This window comes from Paracoccus sp. J55 (assembly GCF_000513975.1).
In the GTDB taxonomy this organism is placed as follows: domain Bacteria; phylum Pseudomonadota; class Alphaproteobacteria; order Rhodobacterales; family Rhodobacteraceae; genus Paracoccus.
On record NZ_AZVA01000007.1, the window covers coordinates 64194 to 81463 of the forward strand.

Annotated in this window: 18 protein-coding genes; 11 read left to right on the forward strand and 7 right to left on the reverse strand. The window is 68.3% G+C overall.

Annotation, left to right across the window (positions count from 1 at the left end):
- The first annotated feature begins 78 nt into the window (after positions 1–78).
- Positions 79–1542, forward strand: a complete 1464-nt coding sequence (locus tag PARJ55_RS0108840; protein ID WP_028712702.1) for a sodium:alanine symporter family protein — start codon at positions 79–81, stop codon at positions 1540–1542.
- 10 nt (positions 1543–1552) lie between these two features.
- On the opposite strand, the gene PARJ55_RS23920 is transcribed toward PARJ55_RS0108840, so the two are convergent.
- Both PARJ55_RS23920 and PARJ55_RS0108850 read right to left on the reverse strand, forming a co-directional pair.
- Positions 1553–1684 carry a phosphate acetyltransferase gene (locus tag PARJ55_RS23920; protein ID WP_232215684.1) on the reverse strand — a complete coding sequence of 44 codons (132 nt, stop codon included), beginning with the start codon at positions 1682–1684 and terminating at the stop codon, positions 1553–1555.
- Positions 1685–1841: 157 nt separating this feature from the next.
- Positions 1842–2498 (reverse strand): GntR family transcriptional regulator, encoded by a 657-nt coding sequence (locus tag PARJ55_RS0108850; RefSeq protein ID WP_028712703.1) that lies wholly within the window; start codon positions 2496–2498, stop codon positions 1842–1844.
- A gap of 176 nt (positions 2499–2674) precedes the next feature.
- Here PARJ55_RS0108850 and PARJ55_RS0108855 point away from each other — a divergent pair, with 176 nt between their 5' ends.
- The 4 genes from PARJ55_RS0108855 to PARJ55_RS0108870 all read left to right on the forward strand — a co-directional run bounded on the left by PARJ55_RS0108855 (position 2675) and on the right by PARJ55_RS0108870 (position 7748).
- Complete coding sequence (locus PARJ55_RS0108855) at positions 2675–4057, forward strand: SLC13 family permease (RefSeq protein ID WP_028712704.1); 1383 nt, start codon at positions 2675–2677, stop codon at positions 4055–4057.
- A gap of 34 nt (positions 4058–4091) precedes the next feature.
- Positions 4092–5462 carry a malonyl-CoA decarboxylase gene (locus PARJ55_RS0108860; RefSeq protein ID WP_028712705.1) on the forward strand — a complete coding sequence of 457 codons (1371 nt, stop codon included), beginning with the start codon at positions 4092–4094 and terminating at the stop codon, positions 5460–5462.
- A 16-nt stretch (positions 5463–5478) separates the two neighbouring features.
- Positions 5479–6990, forward strand: coding sequence for a malonyl-CoA synthase (locus PARJ55_RS0108865; protein WP_028712706.1), 1512 nt, complete (start codon positions 5479–5481; stop codon positions 6988–6990).
- Positions 6991–7295: 305 nt separating this feature from the next.
- Positions 7296–7748 carry a hypothetical protein gene (locus tag PARJ55_RS0108870; protein ID WP_028712707.1) on the forward strand — a complete coding sequence of 151 codons (453 nt, stop codon included), beginning with the start codon at positions 7296–7298 and terminating at the stop codon, positions 7746–7748.
- Positions 7749–8146: 398 nt separating this feature from the next.
- Here the strand turns inward: PARJ55_RS0108870 and PARJ55_RS0108875 are convergent, their stop codons facing one another.
- Positions 8147–9397 (reverse strand): ATP-binding protein, encoded by a 1251-nt coding sequence (locus PARJ55_RS0108875; protein WP_028712708.1) that lies wholly within the window; start codon positions 9395–9397, stop codon positions 8147–8149.
- A complete protein-coding gene (locus PARJ55_RS0108880; RefSeq protein WP_156929458.1) occupies positions 9394–10113 on the reverse strand; it encodes a response regulator in 720 nt (239 codons plus the stop codon). The genes PARJ55_RS0108875 and PARJ55_RS0108880 overlap by 4 nt, the downstream gene beginning before the upstream one ends.
- A 209-nt stretch (positions 10114–10322) precedes the next feature.
- Here PARJ55_RS0108880 and PARJ55_RS21760 point away from each other — a divergent pair, with 209 nt between their 5' ends.
- The 3 genes from PARJ55_RS21760 (at position 10323) to PARJ55_RS0108895 (ending at position 11860) form a co-directional block, all read left to right on the forward strand.
- On the forward strand, positions 10323–10931 hold the full coding sequence (locus PARJ55_RS21760; protein ID WP_051416212.1) for a Spy/CpxP family protein refolding chaperone: 609 nt from the start codon (positions 10323–10325) through the stop codon (positions 10929–10931).
- Positions 10932–11020: 89 nt separating this feature from the next.
- On the forward strand, positions 11021–11458 hold the full coding sequence (locus PARJ55_RS0108890; protein ID WP_198019335.1) for a hypothetical protein: 438 nt from the start codon (positions 11021–11023) through the stop codon (positions 11456–11458).
- A gap of 18 nt (positions 11459–11476) precedes the next feature.
- The gene (locus PARJ55_RS0108895) at positions 11477–11860 is read left to right on the forward strand and encodes a hypothetical protein (RefSeq protein ID WP_028712711.1); all 384 of its coding nucleotides are present in this window, start codon (positions 11477–11479) and stop codon (positions 11858–11860) included.
- A 72-nt stretch (positions 11861–11932) separates the two neighbouring features.
- Here the strand turns inward: PARJ55_RS0108895 and PARJ55_RS0108900 are convergent, their stop codons facing one another.
- Complete coding sequence (locus PARJ55_RS0108900) at positions 11933–12214, reverse strand: RcnB family protein (RefSeq protein WP_028712712.1); 282 nt, start codon at positions 12212–12214, stop codon at positions 11933–11935.
- Between the two features lie 529 nt (positions 12215–12743).
- Between PARJ55_RS0108900 and PARJ55_RS0108905 the strand changes: the two genes are divergently transcribed.
- Positions 12744–13655, forward strand: a complete 912-nt coding sequence (locus PARJ55_RS0108905; protein WP_198019336.1) for a GNAT family N-acetyltransferase — start codon at positions 12744–12746, stop codon at positions 13653–13655.
- A 19-nt stretch (positions 13656–13674) separates the two neighbouring features.
- Here PARJ55_RS0108905 and PARJ55_RS0108910 read toward each other — a convergent pair whose 3' ends face one another.
- Together PARJ55_RS0108910 and PARJ55_RS0108915 are read right to left on the reverse strand one after the other, a co-directional pair.
- Positions 13675–14958 carry an FAD-binding oxidoreductase gene (locus tag PARJ55_RS0108910; RefSeq protein WP_028712714.1) on the reverse strand — a complete coding sequence of 428 codons (1284 nt, stop codon included), beginning with the start codon at positions 14956–14958 and terminating at the stop codon, positions 13675–13677.
- Positions 14955–15653: a haloacid dehalogenase type II gene (locus PARJ55_RS0108915; protein WP_051416213.1), complete on the reverse strand. Its 699-nt coding sequence runs from the start codon at positions 15651–15653 to the stop codon at positions 14955–14957. The genes PARJ55_RS0108910 and PARJ55_RS0108915 overlap by 4 nt, the downstream gene beginning before the upstream one ends.
- Positions 15654–15814: 161 nt before the next feature.
- Here PARJ55_RS0108915 and PARJ55_RS0108920 point away from each other — a divergent pair, with 161 nt between their 5' ends.
- Both PARJ55_RS0108920 and argE read left to right on the forward strand, forming a co-directional pair.
- Positions 15815–16177 carry a cupin domain-containing protein gene (locus tag PARJ55_RS0108920; protein ID WP_028712716.1) on the forward strand — a complete coding sequence of 121 codons (363 nt, stop codon included), beginning with the start codon at positions 15815–15817 and terminating at the stop codon, positions 16175–16177.
- A complete protein-coding gene (argE, locus tag PARJ55_RS0108925; protein WP_028712717.1) occupies positions 16161–17267 on the forward strand; it encodes an acetylornithine deacetylase in 1107 nt (368 codons plus the stop codon). The genes PARJ55_RS0108920 and argE overlap by 17 nt, the downstream gene beginning before the upstream one ends.
- Positions 17268–17270: the final 3 nt, after the last annotated feature.

Below are 17270 nucleotides of genomic sequence, written 5' to 3' on the forward strand. Positions count from 1 at the left end.
CGCCGGGCGAGGCAGAGCTTGACATTCGGCGCCGAAATTCCCCGTCTGTAGGCATTGCAATAACGAAACGCGGGATCAATGGGACTCGATCAGATAGAAGAAGCCTTGGGCAAGATCGGCGGCATCGTCTGGGGACCTTACCTTCTTGTTCCCCTGTTGCTGGGCACCGGGCTTTACCTGACCATCCGCTTGCAGGGCATCCAGCTTGTCCGGCTGGGCGCTGCCCTGCGTCTCGGTCTGCTCAAGCGCAAGGATGACGATGCCGAGGGCGACATCTCGCAATTTCAGGCGCTGACCACCGCCATGGCCGCAACCGTCGGCACCGGCAATATCGTCGGCGTGGCGACGGCCATCGCCGCCGGCGGCCCGGGGGCGCTGTTCTGGATGTGGGTCACGGCGATCCTGGGCATGGCCTCGAAATATTCCGAGGCCTTTCTCGGCGTGCGCTTCCGCACCACCGACGAGGTCGGCGAGAAGAACGGCGGCCCGCAATATTACCTTGAGCGCGGCATCCCGAACGGCTTCGGCAAGGCCCTTGCGCTGTGCTTTGCGGTATTCGCGGTCTGCGCCTGCTTCGGCATCGGCAACATGACCCAGGGCAATTCCATCGCCTCGAACCTGGAGCGCAGTTTCATGATCCCGACCTGGATCACGGGCGTGGTTCTGGCCGGGCTGACGCTGGTGGTGCTGGTCGGCGGCATCAAGTCCATCGGCCGCGTGACCGCCGGGCTGGTGCCGGCGATGATCCTGTTCTACGTGCTGGGGGCGCTTTATATCCTGCTGGTCAACATCCAGGCGCTGCCCGCCGCGCTGGGCGAGATCTTTTCGCAGGCCTTCACCGGCACGGCTGCGACAGGGGGCTTCCTCGGCTCGACGATCATGGTCGCGGTGCAGTTCGGCGTGGCGCGCGGCATCTTCTCGAACGAATCCGGCATGGGCTCGGCCGCCATCGCCGCGGCTTCGGCGCAGACCACGCATCCGGTGCGGCAGGGGCTGGTGTCGATGACCCAGACCTTCATCGACACGATCATCGTCGTGTCCTGCACCGGCCTTGTCATCATCACCACCGGCGTCTGGAACGAGATCGATCCACAGACCGGGCTGCAGATCTCGCCCTCGATCATGACCGGGCAGGCCTTCACCCATGGCCTGCCGGGGCAATGGGGGCATTGGATCGTGACCGTCGGGCTGGTGCTTTTCGCCTATTCGACCATCCTGGGCTGGGCCTATTACGGCGAGCGCAACCTGGAACGGCTGGTGGGCCATCGCGGCGTCATGCCCTTCCGCATCCTGTTTTCCCTGGCGGTGCTGCTGGGCTGCACGGTCCAGCTGGGCGTGGTCTGGAGCTTCTCGGACGTGATGAACGGGCTGATGGCCATTCCGAACCTGATCGGGCTGCTGATCCTGTCCGGCCTGATCGCGCGCGAGACCCGCTTCTACCTTCGCCACGATCCGCGGCTGGAGGCCAACCGCCAGCAGATCGAGCACTTCATGAAGGGCCAGCCAAGCTGGGAGGAATGGAAGGCGAGCGAGCGGTCCTAGCCGCCGCAGGTCAACCGCCGTGGTTCCGCCGGGTGACGGCGGAGCCGGGGTCGGGGGCGCGGATCACCGCCAGCGTCTCGCGCAGGCGCCCCAGGCTCGGGTGATCGGCCGAGCCGGCGGTCGGGAAGGACAAAAGCGCCACCCGCCGCGCCTTGGCCAGGAACCGCCGTGCGCGACCGGCTGGAATGGCCCGCCTCGCGCGACCGGGGCTGCCTGCGCGCAAGCAGGCCATGGGTCTTGTTCCATCCCTTCGGCCCCATGCGCCCGGGGGTATTGCCGCAGGATGCCGCCGCTGCGGTTCAGCCCCCTTGCCGCAGCGCCGCGATCAGGTCGTGGAAACGGTCGCCCTGCACGATGACATGGGCACGCAGCGCCTCGGCCGCGCCCTCGCCGTCGCCGGCGCGGATGCGCGCCACCACCGCGTCATGTTCGGCAAAGGACCGCATCATCCGGTTGCGCACCTTCAGCTGCATGCGCCGATAGGGTTGCAGCATGGCATGCAGGCGCGAGGCCTCCTGCTCCAGGAAGGCGTTGTGCGTGGCGCGATAGATGCAATGGTGGAAATCCGAATTGCGGGCGTAATAGGCCTCGACCTCGCCCGCCTCGGCCAGCCGGCGGCATTCGCCATGCACCGCCTCCAGCGCCGCCATTTCCGCCTCGGTGATGCGGCGGGCGGCCAGGCGGCCGCAGGTGGCCTCGATCTCGGCCATGACCTCGAAACGCTCGGCCAGTTCGCTGGGGCTCCATTCGGTGACGAAGGTGCCGCGCTTGGGCACCACCCGGACCAGCCCCGATGCCTCGAGCTGGTGCAGCGCCTCGCGGATCGGGGTGCGCGAGACGTCGAATTCCCGCTCCAGCGCCTCGGGGTCCAGACGGGCGCCGGGCAGGTATCTGCCTTCCACGATGGCGTTTTCCAGCGCGTTGCGGATGCGCAGCGGGGTGGGAATCGTCGCCATGAAAGCCTCCTTCGCCTCTCTGCCCGAAAGATAGGCGGTTCGCTGGCATTTATCCATGTTCCGTTTTGTTATATACAACACCGCACCGGAAACGTATAACAGCGCCGTGAGAGGATTCGCACGCCGGAGGAGGGCGCGGGAATCGACAAGGAGGTTTGCATGGAGAGGAGCCGCGCATGACCCCGCATCTGCTTTCAATCTATACGCTGGCGGCGATGTTCGTCGTCGCCACGATCTGGCCGATCAACATGGGTGTGCTGGCCTATGTCGGCGCCTTCCTGGTCGGCACCCTGCTGGCCGGCCAGGCCGCCAAGGAGATCATCGCCGGTTTCCCCAGCGGCCTGTTCCTGACGCTGGTCGGCATCACCTGGCTGTTCGCGCTGGCGCAGAACAACGGCACCATCGACTGGCTGGTGCGCATGGCGGTGCGCGCCGTCAAGGGCCGCATCGGCGCGATTCCGTGGATCATGTTCGGCATCTCGGCCGTCCTGACCGCCGTCGGCGCGGTCAGCCCCGGCGCCGTCGCCATCGTCGCGCCGATCGCGCTGGGCTTTGCCTTCCGCTACCAGATCTCGCCGCTGCTCATGGGCCTGATGGTGGTGCATGGCGCGCAGGCCGGGGGCTTTTCGCCGATCAGCATCTATGGCGGCATCACCAACGGCGTGGTGGCCAAGGCCGGGCTGCCGCTGTCGCCGATGACCACCTTCGCCGCCAGCTTCTTCGTCAACGCGGCGGTGGCGCTGCTGCTGTTCATGGCCCTGGGCGGGCGCAAGCTGATGCAGGCGCACGCGGACCGGATCGAGCCGGTCACGGTGCCGCATGTCGAGATCGCCCGCCCCGCCACCGGCCCGCAGATCTTCGGCGACAGCGAGGCCGAGGCGCTGAGCCGCCGCATCGGCAAGGAGGGCGGCGGCGAATCGAACCGCCTCGTCGCCGAGGTCGAGGAAGGCAACCAGCCCGACGGCACCCCCTATCAGATCGCGACGCTGGCCGGGCTGGCGCTGCTGGCGGTGCTGGTGCTGGCCTTCAACCTTGACATCGGCTTCGTCTCGCTGACCATCGGGCTGGCGCTGGCGCTGTGGGACCCGACCATGCAGAAACGCGCCATGGCCCAGGTCGCCTGGCCCGAGATCGTGCTGATCACCGGCGTTTCCACCTATGTCGCGGTGCTGGAGCACATGGGCACCATCGACTTCGTCGGCGACAGCGTGGCCGGCATGGCCTCGCCCCTGCTGGCGGCGCTGATGCTGTTCCTGATCGGCGCCGTGGTCTCGGCCTTCGCCTCGTCCACGGCGGTGCTTGGCTCGCTGATCCCGCTGGCGGTGCCGTTCCTGCAGGGCGATACGGGCGTGGGCGCCATCGGCTTCATCGCCGGCATGGCCGTCGCCTCGACCATCGTCGATGTCAGCCCCTTCTCGACCAACGGCGCTTTGGTTCTGGCCAATGCCCGCGGGGTGGACCGCCAGGTGTTTTTCCGCAAACTGCTGAACTACGGCGCGCTGGTGACGCTGGTCGCCCCGGTCGTGCTGTGGCTGATCTTCGTCGTGCTGCCGGGATGATCCCGGCAGGCCACCCGCTTTTCGGAGGCCCGAAATGATCAAGACCGTCGAGACCCCGCGCCCCGGCCGCCCGGCCTTTCTGGGCGAGCTGTTCGAGGTGCTGACAGAGCGCGGCCGCCGCCTGCTTGGGCGGCGGGGCGCCGGCACCGCCACCGAGGCGCCCGACCTGTGCGAGCTGGGCGAGGCGCTGCTGTCGCGTCGGGGCGAGGCTTCAGGGGTGGCCATCGCGCAGGGCTTGCTCGCCGCCTTCGAGGATGCCGATGAGGCGACGCGGCTGGCCTTCCTGCAGAACCTCGCCGACCGTTTCGGCCCCGATCCGGCGGCGGTCCGCGCGGCGCTGGAGGCGGTGCAGCGCGACCCCGAGGACGGGCGGGCCATCGAGGCGCTGCACGACGCCGCCGAGCCGCGCCGGCAGGAACTGTTCCGCCGCCTGAACCTGGCGCCCGGCGGCACGGCGGCGCTGGTGCGGATGCGCGAGGAGCTGCTGCGCCATCTGAAGGGCAACCCCGCGCTGCGCCGGGTGGACGGCGATTTCGCGCATCTCTTCGCGTCCTGGTTCAACAGGGGGTTTCTCGTGCTGCGCCATATCGACTGGAACACGCCCGCCAGCATCCTGGAAAAGATCATCCGCTACGAGGCGGTGCATGCCATCCAGAACTGGGACGACCTGCGCAACCGCCTGCAGCCGACCGATAGGCGCTGCTACGGCTTCTTTCACCCGCAGCTGGTGGACGAGCCGCTGATCTTCGTCGAGGTGGCGCTGACCGAGGAGATCCCGGACAATGTCGCGGGGCTGCTCGATCTCGACCGCCAGCCGATCGAGGCGGAGCGCGCCAGCACCGCGGTGTTCTATTCCATCTCGAACACGCAGCGCGGGTTGGCCGGGGTGTCCTTCGGCAATTTCCTGATCAAGCAGGTGGTCGAGGAGCTGAAGGCCGAACTGCCCAACATCCGCAACTTCGTCACGCTGTCGCCGGTGCCGGGCTTTGCCGCCTGGCTGGCCCAGCAGCGCAAGGACGCGATGTCGGAACTGATCGACGCCGACCAGCGCCTGGCCTTCGCCCTGCTGGACGATCCCGACTGGCACAAGGACCCGGCCAAGGCCGAAAGCCTGCGCGCGCCGCTTCTGGCCGCCGCCGCGGCCTATTTCCTGCGCGCCCGCGACGGCAAGGGCCGCGTCGTCGATCCGGTGGCGCGCTTCCACCTGGGCAACGGTGCCCGGCTGGAGCGGCTGAACTTTTTGGGCGATGTCTCGGCCAACGGGCTGAAGCAGTCGCATGGGCTGATGGTGAACTATCTCTATGATCTCGACCGGATCGAGGCGAACCACGAAGCCTTCGCCGAACGCAGCGCCATCGCCGCATCGGACAGCGTCAAGCGCGCGCTGCCGGCTTCCAACCCATGAATCACGGGGACAACGCATGAGTGACAATCTGTTCGACCTTCTCGCCGCCGGCATCACCGACCCCGAGGCCGTGGCCATCGAGACGCAGGCCGGCGAACGCATCCGCTACGGCGACCTGATCGCCCGCAGCGGCCGCATGGCCAATGCGCTGGCGGCCTTTGGCGTCCAGCCCGGCGACCGGGTGGCGGTGCAGGTCGAGAAATCGGTGCAGGCGATCATCCTCTATCTCGCCACCCTGCGGGCGGGCGCGGTGTTCCTGCCGCTGAACACCGGCTACACCCCCGCCGAGATCGGCTATTTCCTCGGCGATGCCGAGCCGCGGGTCTTCGTCTGCGACCCCGCCCGGCAAGAGGCGTTGCGCGAGCCCACCGAGGCCGCCGGTGCCCGCATGGTGACGCTGGATGCCGAGGGGCGGGGCAGCCTGACCGACGCCGCCGATGCCGCGCCCGAAACCTTCGCCACCGTGGCGCGGGCCAGCGACGACCTTGCCGCGCTGCTTTACACCTCGGGCACCACCGGCCGGTCCAAGGGCGCGATGCTGACCCATGGCAACCTGGTCTCGAATGCCTTGGTGCTGCGCGAGGCGTGGCGCTTTACCGCGCAGGACGTGCTGATCCACGCCCTGCCGATCTTTCACACCCATGGCCTGTTCGTCGCCACCAACGTGGTGCTGTTCTCGGGCGCCTCGATGATCTTCCTGCCGAAATTCGATGTCGACCGGATCTTCGAGGCGATGGCGCGGGCGACCGTGCTGATGGGCGTGCCGACCTTCTATGTCCGCCTGCTTCAGGACGACATGCTGAACGCCGAGACCACCGCGAACATGCGGCTGTTCGTCTCGGGCTCGGCGCCGCTGCTGGCCGAGACACATCGCGAATGGCAGGCCCGCACCGGCCATGCGATCCTGGAACGCTACGGCATGACCGAGACGAACATGAACGCCTCGAACCCCTATGACGGCGAGCGCATCGCCGGCACCGTCGGCCTGCCGCTGCCCGGCACCGAGATCGTCGTCACCGACCCCGAGACCGGCGCCGAACTGCCGCGGGGCGAGATCGGCATGATCGAGGTGCGCGGCCCGAACGTCTTCAAGGGCTACTGGCGCATGCCGGAAAAGACCGCCGCCGAACTGCGCGCGAACGGCTTCTTCATCACCGGCGACCTGGGGAAATTCGACGAGCGCGGCTATCTGCACATCGTCGGCCGCGGCAAGGACCTGATCATCACCGGCGGCTACAACGTCTATCCCAAGGAGATCGAGACCGAGATCGACGCGCTGCCCGGCGTGGTCGAATCCGCCGTGATCGGCCTGCCGCATCGCGATTTCGGCGAAGGGGTGACGGCGGTCGTGGTCCCGACCGGCAGCCCCGCCCTGACCGAGGCCGAGGTGCTGGCCCCGCTGGAGGGGCGGCTGGCCAAGTTCAAGCAGCCCAAGCGCGTGCTGTTCGTGGACGAATTGCCGCGCAACACCATGGGCAAGGTGCAGAAGAACCTGCTGCGCGACCGCTTCGCCGGGCTTTACGACTAGCAGGCCGCTGAAGAGCCCGCCCTCGCCGCGTCCTGCGGCACAGGATTCGGGCTGGCCGGGGTGATCCGGGAAGGGAGCGGGATCGGGGCATCGGCGTGGGGACGAGCAAGGTCAATGCCTGGCTGCGGTTCGAGGCATCCTCCTCGATCAGGACGCGGACGGATTTACCGCCCGAAGGCTGCGGGGTTGAATGCGGGGACAAGAGTGACGCCGTCATGGCGCATCAGGCGTTGCCTGAAAACCCCGCCTGCATGATCTGGCTTCGTCGGCATCACTCCGGTGTCGCCGAGGCGGGGCATCCTGCAATGGACATCGATGGGAGGGTCCCCGCGGTCACGCTGAACCTGGTGCTGAACGGGGGGGCGATGCCGGGCGATGTCACCGCCCGCGCCAGCCGCACGCTGGCCCGTTGCCTGCCGCATGGCACCCCGGCGATCTGCAGCCATGTGAATGTCGACAAGGATGCCGGATTTGCCGGGATCGAGGCGCTGGCGCAGCTGCGCGGCGACTGGGCGGACCGCGTGCGCCTGCAGCTGGTCGGCTTCATGCCCCCGCATCCCGGGCAGGATCTGGACTGGCGGCGCGCCAATATCGACCGCGCCGCCGGGCTCTCGGACGCCATGGGCCGCACTCCCGCCGTGGCCGAGGACCCCGACCGCTATCGGGACATCCTCTTCGACGCCGCCGCCCGGCACGGCCTGCCGGTGGACCTGCATCTGGACGCCTCGCGCCAGCAGTTCGAGCCCTGCCTGCAATGACGGCATGGCGCCCGGGACCCGCAAGGCTCCGGGCGCTGCCCCGGAAAGATCCCCATCCTGCCCCGCGCGCCGCGGCCACGCGGGCGCTTGATCATGGGGACGATGCCGCAGAAGCATCGTGGACACCGGGATCAAAGCCAGGGTCGATGAGATCATCCTGGTTGACGGGCTGCGGCCCGGAGCAGCTGGAGGACCAGACCGATTTCGAGACAAGTTTTCGCCCAGGCCCCGCGAATGAACCCGGCGCGTTCCGATCAAGGGCATGGTCTGCGGTGTCCGGGTGGCGAAAGGGAAACCGAAGGAGAAGATCCTGCGGAAAGGGCGAGCCGCCCCTGGCATAATGGGGGGCTTGCGGGCTGGTGTAGCGCCTCACGAAACCGGTCGTGATGATCCGGCGCTTATCGCCCATCGCATGGCAGCCTGCAGACCTGCTCCAGCCCGTGGGTCTGGCGGTTGCGGATGGTGATGCTGCCGCCGTGGCGCTCGATGATCTCGCGCGCGATGGCAAGGCCAAGCCCGGCGCCCGGGAAGGACTTGCGCCGGGCCTGATCGACGCGGAAGAAGGGCTCGAAGATCTGCGCCAGCAGTTCGGGCGGCACGCCGGGGCCGTCGTCCTCGATCCGGATCACCGCGTTGCCGCCCTCGCGCGCCAGCGCCACGCGCGCCCCGCCGCCATGGGTCGCGGCATTGGCGATCAGGTTGCGCAGCGCGCGCTTCAACGCGATGGGGCCGGCATGGACGGTCAGCGGCGGCAGCGCGCCCAGCTCGACCTTCTGGTCCAGAACCTGCAATTCCAGGGCGATCTGGCGCAGCAGCCGGTCCAGCCGGACCGGTTCGCCCCCGTCCAGCCCGACCTCCTCGCGCACCAGGCGGATGGCGCTGTCGGCGATCATGTCCAGCTCCTCGAGATCCGAGAGCCATTTCGCCCGCTCGGCATCGTCCTCGATGAACTCGGCCCGCAGCCGCATGCGGGTCATCGGCGTGCGCAGGTCGTGCCCCGCCGCCGCCACCAGCCGCATCCGGCTTTCCATCGCCTGCCGCAACTGCGCCGAAAGCCGGTTCAGCGCCCGCGCCGCCGTCCGCACCTCGCCCGAGCCGGTTTCGGGGATCCGCTCCAGCACGCCGTCCGGGCCGACGCGATCCACCGCATCCTCGAGCAGTTGCAGCGGCCGCGTCAGCCGGCGCGCGGCGTGGATCGAAATGGCGGCGCTGCCCAGCACGATCAGGGTCAGCCAGATCACCAGCACCTTCCAGCGGCCGGGCGGCGGCGACAGGTCCGGTATCTCGGTGATGAACCAGCGCCCGTCGCCGATGCGGATCGAGGCGGTAAAGGATTCCTGGCCCGGCAGTTTGGTGACCCGTGCATCGAGCGGCTGGCCGGTATGGCGCAGGGCGGCGCCGAGAAAGCGCGACATCCGCTCGTCCGGCTCGCCCCCCGCGGGGGCGGGCTGCAAGGCGCGCGGCCGGTCCTGGGGCCGGCCATGGCCCAGCAATGCCAGGGTCGCATGGATCTGCCGCGCCACCGGCTCCATCGTGGCCTGCGGCAAGGGGGGGCGCATCACGCTGGTCGCGGTATAGGTCGCCAGCACCACGACGGTGACAATGGCCGCGATCAGCAGGGCGGCGATGCGGGTCTGGAGCGAGCTCATCCGCGCGTCGCCCCCACGCTGACCGGCACGGACAGCTGATAGCCGCCGTTGCGCACCGTGCGGAAGATCGGCGCCGGCTCCTTCTCGGCCAATTTGCGGCGCAGCCGGCTCATCAGCACGTCGATGGAACGGTCCAGCGGATCGCGGTCGCGGCCCTGGGTCAGGTCCAGAAGCTGGTCGCGCGACAAGAGCCGGCCCGGGCGCTCCAGGAACACGCGCAGCAGGTCGAACTCGGCGCCGGTAAGCTCGATCTCGCTGCCGTCCGCGGCCCGCACCCGGCGCTGGCCGGGATCGAGCTCGAAACCGGCAAAGCCGTAGGTCCGGGTATCGGGGGCGGCGGGCTCGTCCTGACCCCCGGTGCGGCGCAGCACGGCCTTGATGCGGGCGACCAGTTCGCGCGGGTTGAAGGGCTTGCCCAGATAGTCGTCGGCGCCGAGTTCCAGCCCGATGATGCGGTCCACGTCCTCTTTCAGCGCGGTCAGCAGGATGATGCGCAGCTCCGGCCGGTGCTCGTGCAGGCTGCGGCAGATATCGAGGCCGGAACCGTCGGGCAGCATCACGTCCAGCACAATCAGGTCCGGGGCGCCGTCCGTCACCCGCGCCTCGCATTCGCGGCGGTCGGCGGCGACAGAGACGCGGAAACCCTGCCCTTCCAGATAGCGGCGCAGCAGGTTGCGGATTTCGGGATCGTCGTCGACGATCAGGATATGGTTCATCGTCATCACCTTGAGATGCGTCCGTTCTAGCGGATTTCGGCGCGCCTCGCTCAGGCAAATTTGTGACGAAACATTGCTGGATCGCCCTTTGGAAACACTCGTTTGCAAAACTTGGCCGCCCGGAAAGAATTCGTCACCGGCAAGACCTAAGCCGGACAAGCGGTCCCTGTAGCGTCATCGGCATCGCAACCGATGAAAGGGTCTGTCCGATGAAGAATATCCCGATGAAAGCTCTGGCGATGACCGCCCTGCTGGGCGCGGCCGGCATCCCCCTTGCCGCGACGGCGCAGAACGCCGGCGAGGCACCCCTCGCCCCGGCGGAGGAACCGGCGCGTCCCCAGCCTGGTCCTGCCGGGGCCCCTCATGGTCGAGACGACGTCTTCCGTCCCCATATCGGCCGGCCCGGCCCGGCAGGCATGACGCCGGCTCTTGGCCTTGCCGCGCATCTTGCCGCGACCGAGACCTATCTGGGCATCACCGGAGAGCAGCAGGATGCCTGGCGCGATTACAGCCAGGCGTTGATCGCCTTCCTCGAACCGCCGGCTCCCGACGCCCGTGCCGAGGGCGGCGAGCCCCCGGCCGATCAGGCCCGGCCGCTGGCCGCCGAGCGCATGGCGCAACATGCGCTGGCCCGCGCCGAGAAGGCCCGCGCGCTGCTCGCGGCAGCGACCGCGCTGCGCGGGTCGCTGGAGCCGGCACAGCTGGAGAGGCTGCAGCAGGTCGATCCGGGCTTTGGTCCCGGCCCGCACGGCCCGCGCCACGAAGGCCCGGGGCGGCAGCAGCCCGGTCCCCGGCATCACCCCGCGCCGGCGCGCTGAACCGGCCTGCGTCGGGCAAGGGCGCCCGACGCGCCTTTCTTCCAGACCGCAGAACAGCAAGGACAGATGCAATGCGTCGCTTTTTCATGATGACCGCGATCGCGGCAACGGCCCTGGGCAGCGGCCAGATGGCCATGGCCGAAACCCGCCCGGACGGCCCGCCGCCGGAATGCCGGCAGAACGACCGCAAATGCCCCGCGCCTCCGTCCAAGGACGCCCCGCGCAAGGCCAAGCGCAGCGAGCGCAAGGCACCCCCGCCTCCGGCCGAGGTCAAACGCGGCGAGCACAAGCCCCGCCCGGCCGAGGCACCGCCGCGCAACGCGAAAGGCAAGCACGCCCCCGACGGGCGCAAAGCCCTGCGCGTAGGCGACAGCATCCGTGACGGTCGTCCCTTCCAGCGCGCGGCCAACAGCCGTTTCGCTGCGCCGCCGCGGGGTCAGGAATATCGTGTCGTCCATGACCAGGTCGTGCTGGTGGACCAGAAGACCAAGCGGATCGCGCAGATCCTTGGCCCGGCCAACCGGTAACGCCGAAAGGAATTTCCCATGAGAAAGATCATCATTCTGGCAGGCTTGGCGCTGCTTCACATCAGCACGACGCCGGCACTTGCGGACCCTTCCGCGCGTTGCGCGCAGGGGGACCGGAATTGCGCGGTCAAAACCGAGCCGGGCAAAAAAGCCGAGCTCGGGCCCAAAAGCCTGGGGGCGCAAAAGCATTCCGCCTCGGATGCGAAACAGCAAAGCAGGGGGCCGAAAATTGGCGACGTCGCGCGCAGCGGTCGCTCTCTGAACACTTCCGAGGGCCGCAGGCTGGCAAAACCGACGGCCGGCCGCGCTTATCGCGTGATGGATGAGCGCGTGGTTCTGGTCGATTCCAACACCATGAAAGTCGTGCAGGTTCTGGGACTGGTTTCGGACATTCTTCGCTGATCATTCCACGGGTCAGGCAAGAGGCGGCGATCGGGCAATCCGGTCGCCGCCTTTTTTGCGAGATCCGCAATCTCACAGCCCGGAGTAACGCGCCGGCACGGTCGAGAGCACTTGCCCGGAGGCATCCACCAGCAGGAAGGCGCCGGGTTGCAATTCCCAGTGCTGGCCCTCATCGGGTTTCGGCAATGCGTGGTTGTGATAATCGACCGCCACGCTGCGGCCGCTGCGTGCCGCAGGCTCGACAGTCGCGGGGGCAGTGCCGCCGGGATAGCGGTAGATATGCCCCGTCGGTTCATCCTTTTCCGAACATGCGGCCAGCGTGGCCACCAGGGCAAGCAGGGGAATGACTTTCACGATATTTTCCTTTTTACATAGTCTCGGGAAACACCCCCCCTTTCATCCTTTTTGGAGTGCTTTGACGGGCCGAGTTTTGCTGCGTTGACGGCCGGGAGGTAGCCGAGGATCAGGAACGGTGCCGGTTTTTCCGCATGGTTCCGACATAGCCGCTGGGCGTTTCCATCGTTGGTCTCGTCTGTGTCGAGAGGTTTCCGCCAAGGCCGAATTTGTAACAGACTGTTTACCGATGCCTCTCGGAAACAATTCCGGTTGCATGTTACCGATCGTTTCATTGATCCGGTCCCCGGACGGCGACGATGGGTTGGGGGATGCGACAAGCACGCAGCCCTCCGCATCACTTATGCCAGCAAGCTAAAACCGCGCGTTCCCCGGACACTGGCACAGAGGATTTCAGCACGAGCGATGCGGGCGCGCCTGAAGCGGCCGGCCCGGCGGCACGATCTTTGTCCTGCAGGCCGTGATACGGCATCAAATGGCGAGGAACAGCGGGCATACTGCCCGGGGAATGGTCTGGAAGCGGGGCGACATGGGTCAGAACGAAGCGGGATTGGCAGCTGGTGATCGCAACCCCGTGCCGCATTTGCGCATCGACGCCTATGATGCCAGCGCCAAGCCCCTGCGCATGGCGCAGCGGCAGTTGCTGCACGAGTTGACGGTGGGGGTGCTGTGGCCGCATCGTCCCCGCGACCTGGATCTGTTCCTGTCGCTGGGGCAGGGCTACCTGGCGGTCGACGAGATCGGGCGCCCCCTTGGATCGGCCATGTATTTCCCGACGGGCGACGATTTCGCCATGCTGGGGATGATGGTCACGGTGCCGCGGTTGCAGGCGCGGGGGGCGGGCAAGTGGCTGCTGCAGCGGGTGATGGCCGATTGCGCGGGCCGGGATCTGCGGCTCAGCGCGACGCATTCGGGGTATCGCCTTTATGCGGCGGCGGGGTTCCGGCCGGTGGGCATCATCCGCCAGCAGCAGGGCATGGCGCGGGATATCGGGCCCGTTGACGCACCCGGCATCCTGGTCCGCGATCTGCGGGCAGAGGATGATGCGGGCCTTCGGGCCCTGGATGCAAACGCCTATGGCGCAAAGCGAACGCGGGTTCTGGACGCGCTGCTGCCCCTGTCGACCGGCACGGTCGCGCTGCGCGACGGCGCCGTCTGCGGCTTTGCGCTGCAGCGCGATTTCGGCAAGGGCACGGTGATCGGTCCCGTCGTGGCCGAGGGGGATGCCATGGCACAGGCCCTGATCGCCCCGCTGATCCGGGCGAATGCCGGACGTTTCACGCGCCTCGACACGCCGGTGGACAGCGACGGCTTCCTGTCCTTCCTGACCGATGCCGGGCTGGTGGCCTTCGACACGGTTACGGAAATGTGCATCGGCCCCCACCGCCGCGCCGCGGAAGGGGCGGTGACCTACGGCCTGGCATCGCATTCGCTGGGATAGCGTTTCCGTCCCCGCGCGATCAGGACAGCCGGTCCTTCAGCCCGAACCACAGCCCCACCAGCGGCAGGAACCACGGCTTGCCGCTATGCGCCGGGATCGCGGGCCAGGCGAGGCCCTCCAGCGGGTTCGTGCCGCGCTGGCCCAGGGCGATGTCCGCCAGGACCTGCCCGACCAGCGTGGACATCTGCGCGCCATGGCCGGAATAGCCCATGCCATAGATCATGCCGTCCACCTCTCCGGCGCGGGGGAAGCGGTCCTTGGTCATGTCCACCAGCCCGCCCCAGCAATAATCGATGGGAATATCCGCCAGATGCGGAAAGATCGCGGCCATGGACCGGCGCAGGATCGTCCCCGATTTCGCGTCAGAGGTCTGGTCCGACCGGGCCGAGAACCGTGCCCGTCCGCCGAAAATCAGCCGCCTGTCGGGCGACAGGCGGAAATAGTTGCCGATGTTCATTGAGGTCACGCAGGTCCGGTCGCCGGGCAGGGTGGCGGCGACCTCGGCATCCGACAGAGGCCGCGTGGCGATGATGAACGACCCGACCGAGATGATGCGCCGCCGGAAATGCCGGAAGGGCGCCGTCGTGCCATAGGCGCCGGTCGCCGCGATCACCCGGCCCGCGGCCAGGCCGCCGCGCGGGGTCTGCAGCTGCCAGCCATCGGCCAGCCTTGTCCGGCCGGTCACGGGCGCGCCTTGCCAGATCCGCGCGCCATGGCGATGCGCCGCCGTCGCAAGCCCCTGGGCATAGCGGCCCATGTGGATCATCGCGGATTTCTCGTACAGCATCCCGCCGTGGAAGCTGTCGGACCCGACCTCGCTTCGCATCTGGTCGCGGTCCAGCCAGCGGGTGTCGGGATCGACCTCGGCATGGATCAGGTCGAAATTCGCGCGCAGCCCCGCGACATGGCTGGGCTTGGAGGCCAGCTTCAGCTTGCCCGAGCGGCGGAAATCGCAGGCGATGCCTTCCTCGGCCACGATCTGCTCGATCATGTCGATGGACCGGTCATAGGCGCGATACAGGGCATGGGCGCGCTCTGCCCCCAGATGCGCCTTGGCATCGGCATAGCCATGGGCGATGCCGTTGTTCAGGTGCCCGCCATTGCGGCCCGACGCGCCCCAGCCGACATGTTCGGCCTCCAGCAGCGCCACGCGCACCCCGGCTTTCGCCAGGCTGCGGGCGGCGTTCAGCCCGGTGAAGCCGCCGCCGATCACGGCCACGTCGAAGCGTCCCTCGACCGGGCCGGCCTCGGCGCCCGCAAAGGGCGGCACGCCATCATGCCAATAGGATGCGTATTTCGTCACAGCCCCACCACCTCGGCCAGCCCCGAGATGTCCCGGACCTCGGTATAGCTGTAATGGGGATTGGCCGGCTCATGGCCGCGATTGACCCAGACCTTGTTGCGGATCCCCAGGTCATGCGCGGTCATCAGGTCATAGCGGAACGACGACGACACATGCAGCACGTCCTCGGGGCCGCAGCCAAGCTGGTCGAACATGTATTCGAAGGCCCGCATCTGCGGCTTGTAGGCGCCCGCGCTTTCGGCGGTGAAGACATGGTCGATGGGCGCGCCCAGCTTGGCGATGTTATGCGGGATCTGGTCGTTCATCGAATTGGTCAGCGCGACCAGCGGGATCTTCCCGGCAATGCGCCTAAGCCCCGCGGGCACGTCGAGGTTCGGCCCCCAGGTCGGCACGCGGGCATAGATGTCCTCGGCCACCGCGGGATCGAAGGCGATGCCGTTGCGCTTGCAGGTGCGTTCCAGCGCGTTGTGGACGACCTCGGCATAGGGTTTCCAGGCGCCCAGCACCTCGTCCAGGCGGTAGGCCGCGAAATTGGCGATGAATTTCTCCATCTGCGGGCCGCTGAGCTGCGCGCCGTAATGGTCGCGCGCGGCGCCCGCCATGTCGAAGAAGATCATCGTGCCGTGGCAGTCGAAGGTAATGAATTTCGGGCGCAGCGCCATGGGGGCCTCCTGTTGGTCCGTCTGATCCATCATTGGCGCGGTCTTGCGACAGCGCATGCGGCAGTCGGGCGCCTGACGGCAGGAGATTGCGAAATTCCGGCAATGGACGGCAGGCCCTGCCGCCCAGGACCCGACAACGGTGCCCGACCCTGCGCGGATCGGGCCAGGCTGGCGGCGTAACGGAAAGGAACCCCATGACCCTGCTGACCCCCATCGACACCGCCCCGGCCTTTGCCCCGCGCGAGGACGTAGCCGCCCCGGAGAAGCTGATCGAGGGCGCCCCCGCCTTCAAGACCTGGGCCCTGGACGAGGTGCCCCTGGGCAACTGGTCGAAGATCCGCACCGGCATCTGGGAAGCGACGCCCGGCACCACCCGTTCCGTCAAGGGCGAGGCGCTGGAATTCTGCCATATCCTCTCCGGGGTGGTCGATCTGACCGAGGAAGGCGGCGAGACGCGCCGCTTCACCGCAGGCGACAGCTTCCTGATGAAGCCCGGCTTCAAGGGCATCTGGAAAACCATCGAAACCGTGCGCAAGATCTATGTCTTCGCCGACTGATCTTCTGGCCCGGCTGGTCGGGTTTCCCAGCGTCGTGGGCGGCCCGAACGGCGACATCATCGGCTTCGCGGCGGATTACCTGCGCGGGCACGGGATCGAGCCGGCGCTGGTCCCCGGACCCGAGGGCGACCGCTGGAACCTGTTCGCCAGCATCGGCGATGCCTCGCGCCCCGGCTATGTCCTGTCGGGCCATCTCGACGTGGTTCCGGCGGGCGAGCCGGATTGGCGGGCCGATCCCTTCGTCTTGCGCCGCGACGGCGACCGGCTGATCGGGCGCGGGGCCTGCGACATGAAGGGCTTTGTCGCCGCCGCCCTGGCGATGGTGCCCGAACTGGTCGCGATGCCGCTGTCCGCGCCGGTCCATATCGCGCTTTCCTATGACGAGGAGGCGGGCTGCCGGGGCGTGCCGCATCTGCTGGCGGCCCTGCCCGGGCTTTGCGCGCCGCCGCTGGGGGTGATCATCGGCGAGCCGTCCGGCCTGGTGCCGGTGCTGGCGCACAAGGGCAAGGCGGCGCTGCGGCTGGTGGCGACGGGGGTGGCGGGGCATTCCTCGCGCCCCGACCTGGGCGCGAACGCGATCCACGCGCTGCTGCCGGCGCTGAACGCAGCCGCGGCGCAGGCCGTGGCGCTGCAATCCGGGCCGCAGGACCCGCGCTTCGCGCCGCCCTGGTCCAGCCTGCAGATCGGCACCGTCGCGGGCGGGCAGGCCGTCAACATCATCCCCGACCGCGCCGAGGCGCAGATCGAGGCCCGCGCGATCCACGGCGTCGATCCCAGGGCGGTCCTGGAGCCGGTGGTCGCGGCGGCAGGGGGGCTGGCCGTGGACTGGCTGTCCTCCTATCCGGCGCTTGCGCTTGACGGCGATCACCCGCTGGCGCGGCTGTTGGCCGAGCTGACGGGCGCGACGCCCCTGGGCGCGGTCAGCTATGGCACCGAGGCCGGGCTTTACCAGCAGGCCGGGATCCCCGCGATCATCTGCGGCCCCGGCGACATCGCCCGCGCGCACCGCCCCGAGGAATACCTGACGATGGCCGAATTGCAGGACGCCTGCGCCCTGATCCGTCGCCTGGGGCGGCGGCTCTGCCCATGACAG

Coding starts and splice junctions, on each gene's coding strand:
- PARJ55_RS0108920 (WP_028712716.1), top strand. CDS start 15,815: ATGACCCTGCTGACCCCCATCGACACCGCCCCGGCCTTTGCCCCGCGC.
- PARJ55_RS0108880 (WP_156929458.1), bottom strand. CDS start 10,113: ATGAACCATATCCTGATCGTCGACGACGATCCCGAAATCCGCAACCTG.
- PARJ55_RS21760 (WP_051416212.1), top strand. CDS start 10,323: ATGAAGAATATCCCGATGAAAGCTCTGGCGATGACCGCCCTGCTGGGC.
- PARJ55_RS0108855 (WP_028712704.1), top strand. CDS start 2,675: ATGACCCCGCATCTGCTTTCAATCTATACGCTGGCGGCGATGTTCGTC.
- PARJ55_RS0108870 (WP_028712707.1), top strand. CDS start 7,296: ATGGACATCGATGGGAGGGTCCCCGCGGTCACGCTGAACCTGGTGCTG.
- argE (WP_028712717.1), top strand. CDS start 16,161: ATGTCTTCGCCGACTGATCTTCTGGCCCGGCTGGTCGGGTTTCCCAGC.
- PARJ55_RS0108840 (WP_028712702.1), top strand. CDS start 79: ATGGGACTCGATCAGATAGAAGAAGCCTTGGGCAAGATCGGCGGCATC.
- PARJ55_RS0108850 (WP_028712703.1), bottom strand. CDS start 2,498: ATGGCGACGATTCCCACCCCGCTGCGCATCCGCAACGCGCTGGAAAAC.
- PARJ55_RS0108905 (WP_198019336.1), top strand. CDS start 12,744: ATGGGTCAGAACGAAGCGGGATTGGCAGCTGGTGATCGCAACCCCGTG.
- PARJ55_RS0108860 (WP_028712705.1), top strand. CDS start 4,092: ATGATCAAGACCGTCGAGACCCCGCGCCCCGGCCGCCCGGCCTTTCTG.
- PARJ55_RS0108875 (WP_028712708.1), bottom strand. CDS start 9,397: ATGAGCTCGCTCCAGACCCGCATCGCCGCCCTGCTGATCGCGGCCATT.
- PARJ55_RS0108915 (WP_051416213.1), bottom strand. CDS start 15,653: ATGATGGATCAGACGGACCAACAGGAGGCCCCCATGGCGCTGCGCCCG.
- PARJ55_RS0108890 (WP_198019335.1), top strand. CDS start 11,021: ATGACCGCGATCGCGGCAACGGCCCTGGGCAGCGGCCAGATGGCCATG.
- PARJ55_RS0108895 (WP_028712711.1), top strand. CDS start 11,477: ATGAGAAAGATCATCATTCTGGCAGGCTTGGCGCTGCTTCACATCAGC.
- PARJ55_RS0108865 (WP_028712706.1), top strand. CDS start 5,479: ATGAGTGACAATCTGTTCGACCTTCTCGCCGCCGGCATCACCGACCCC.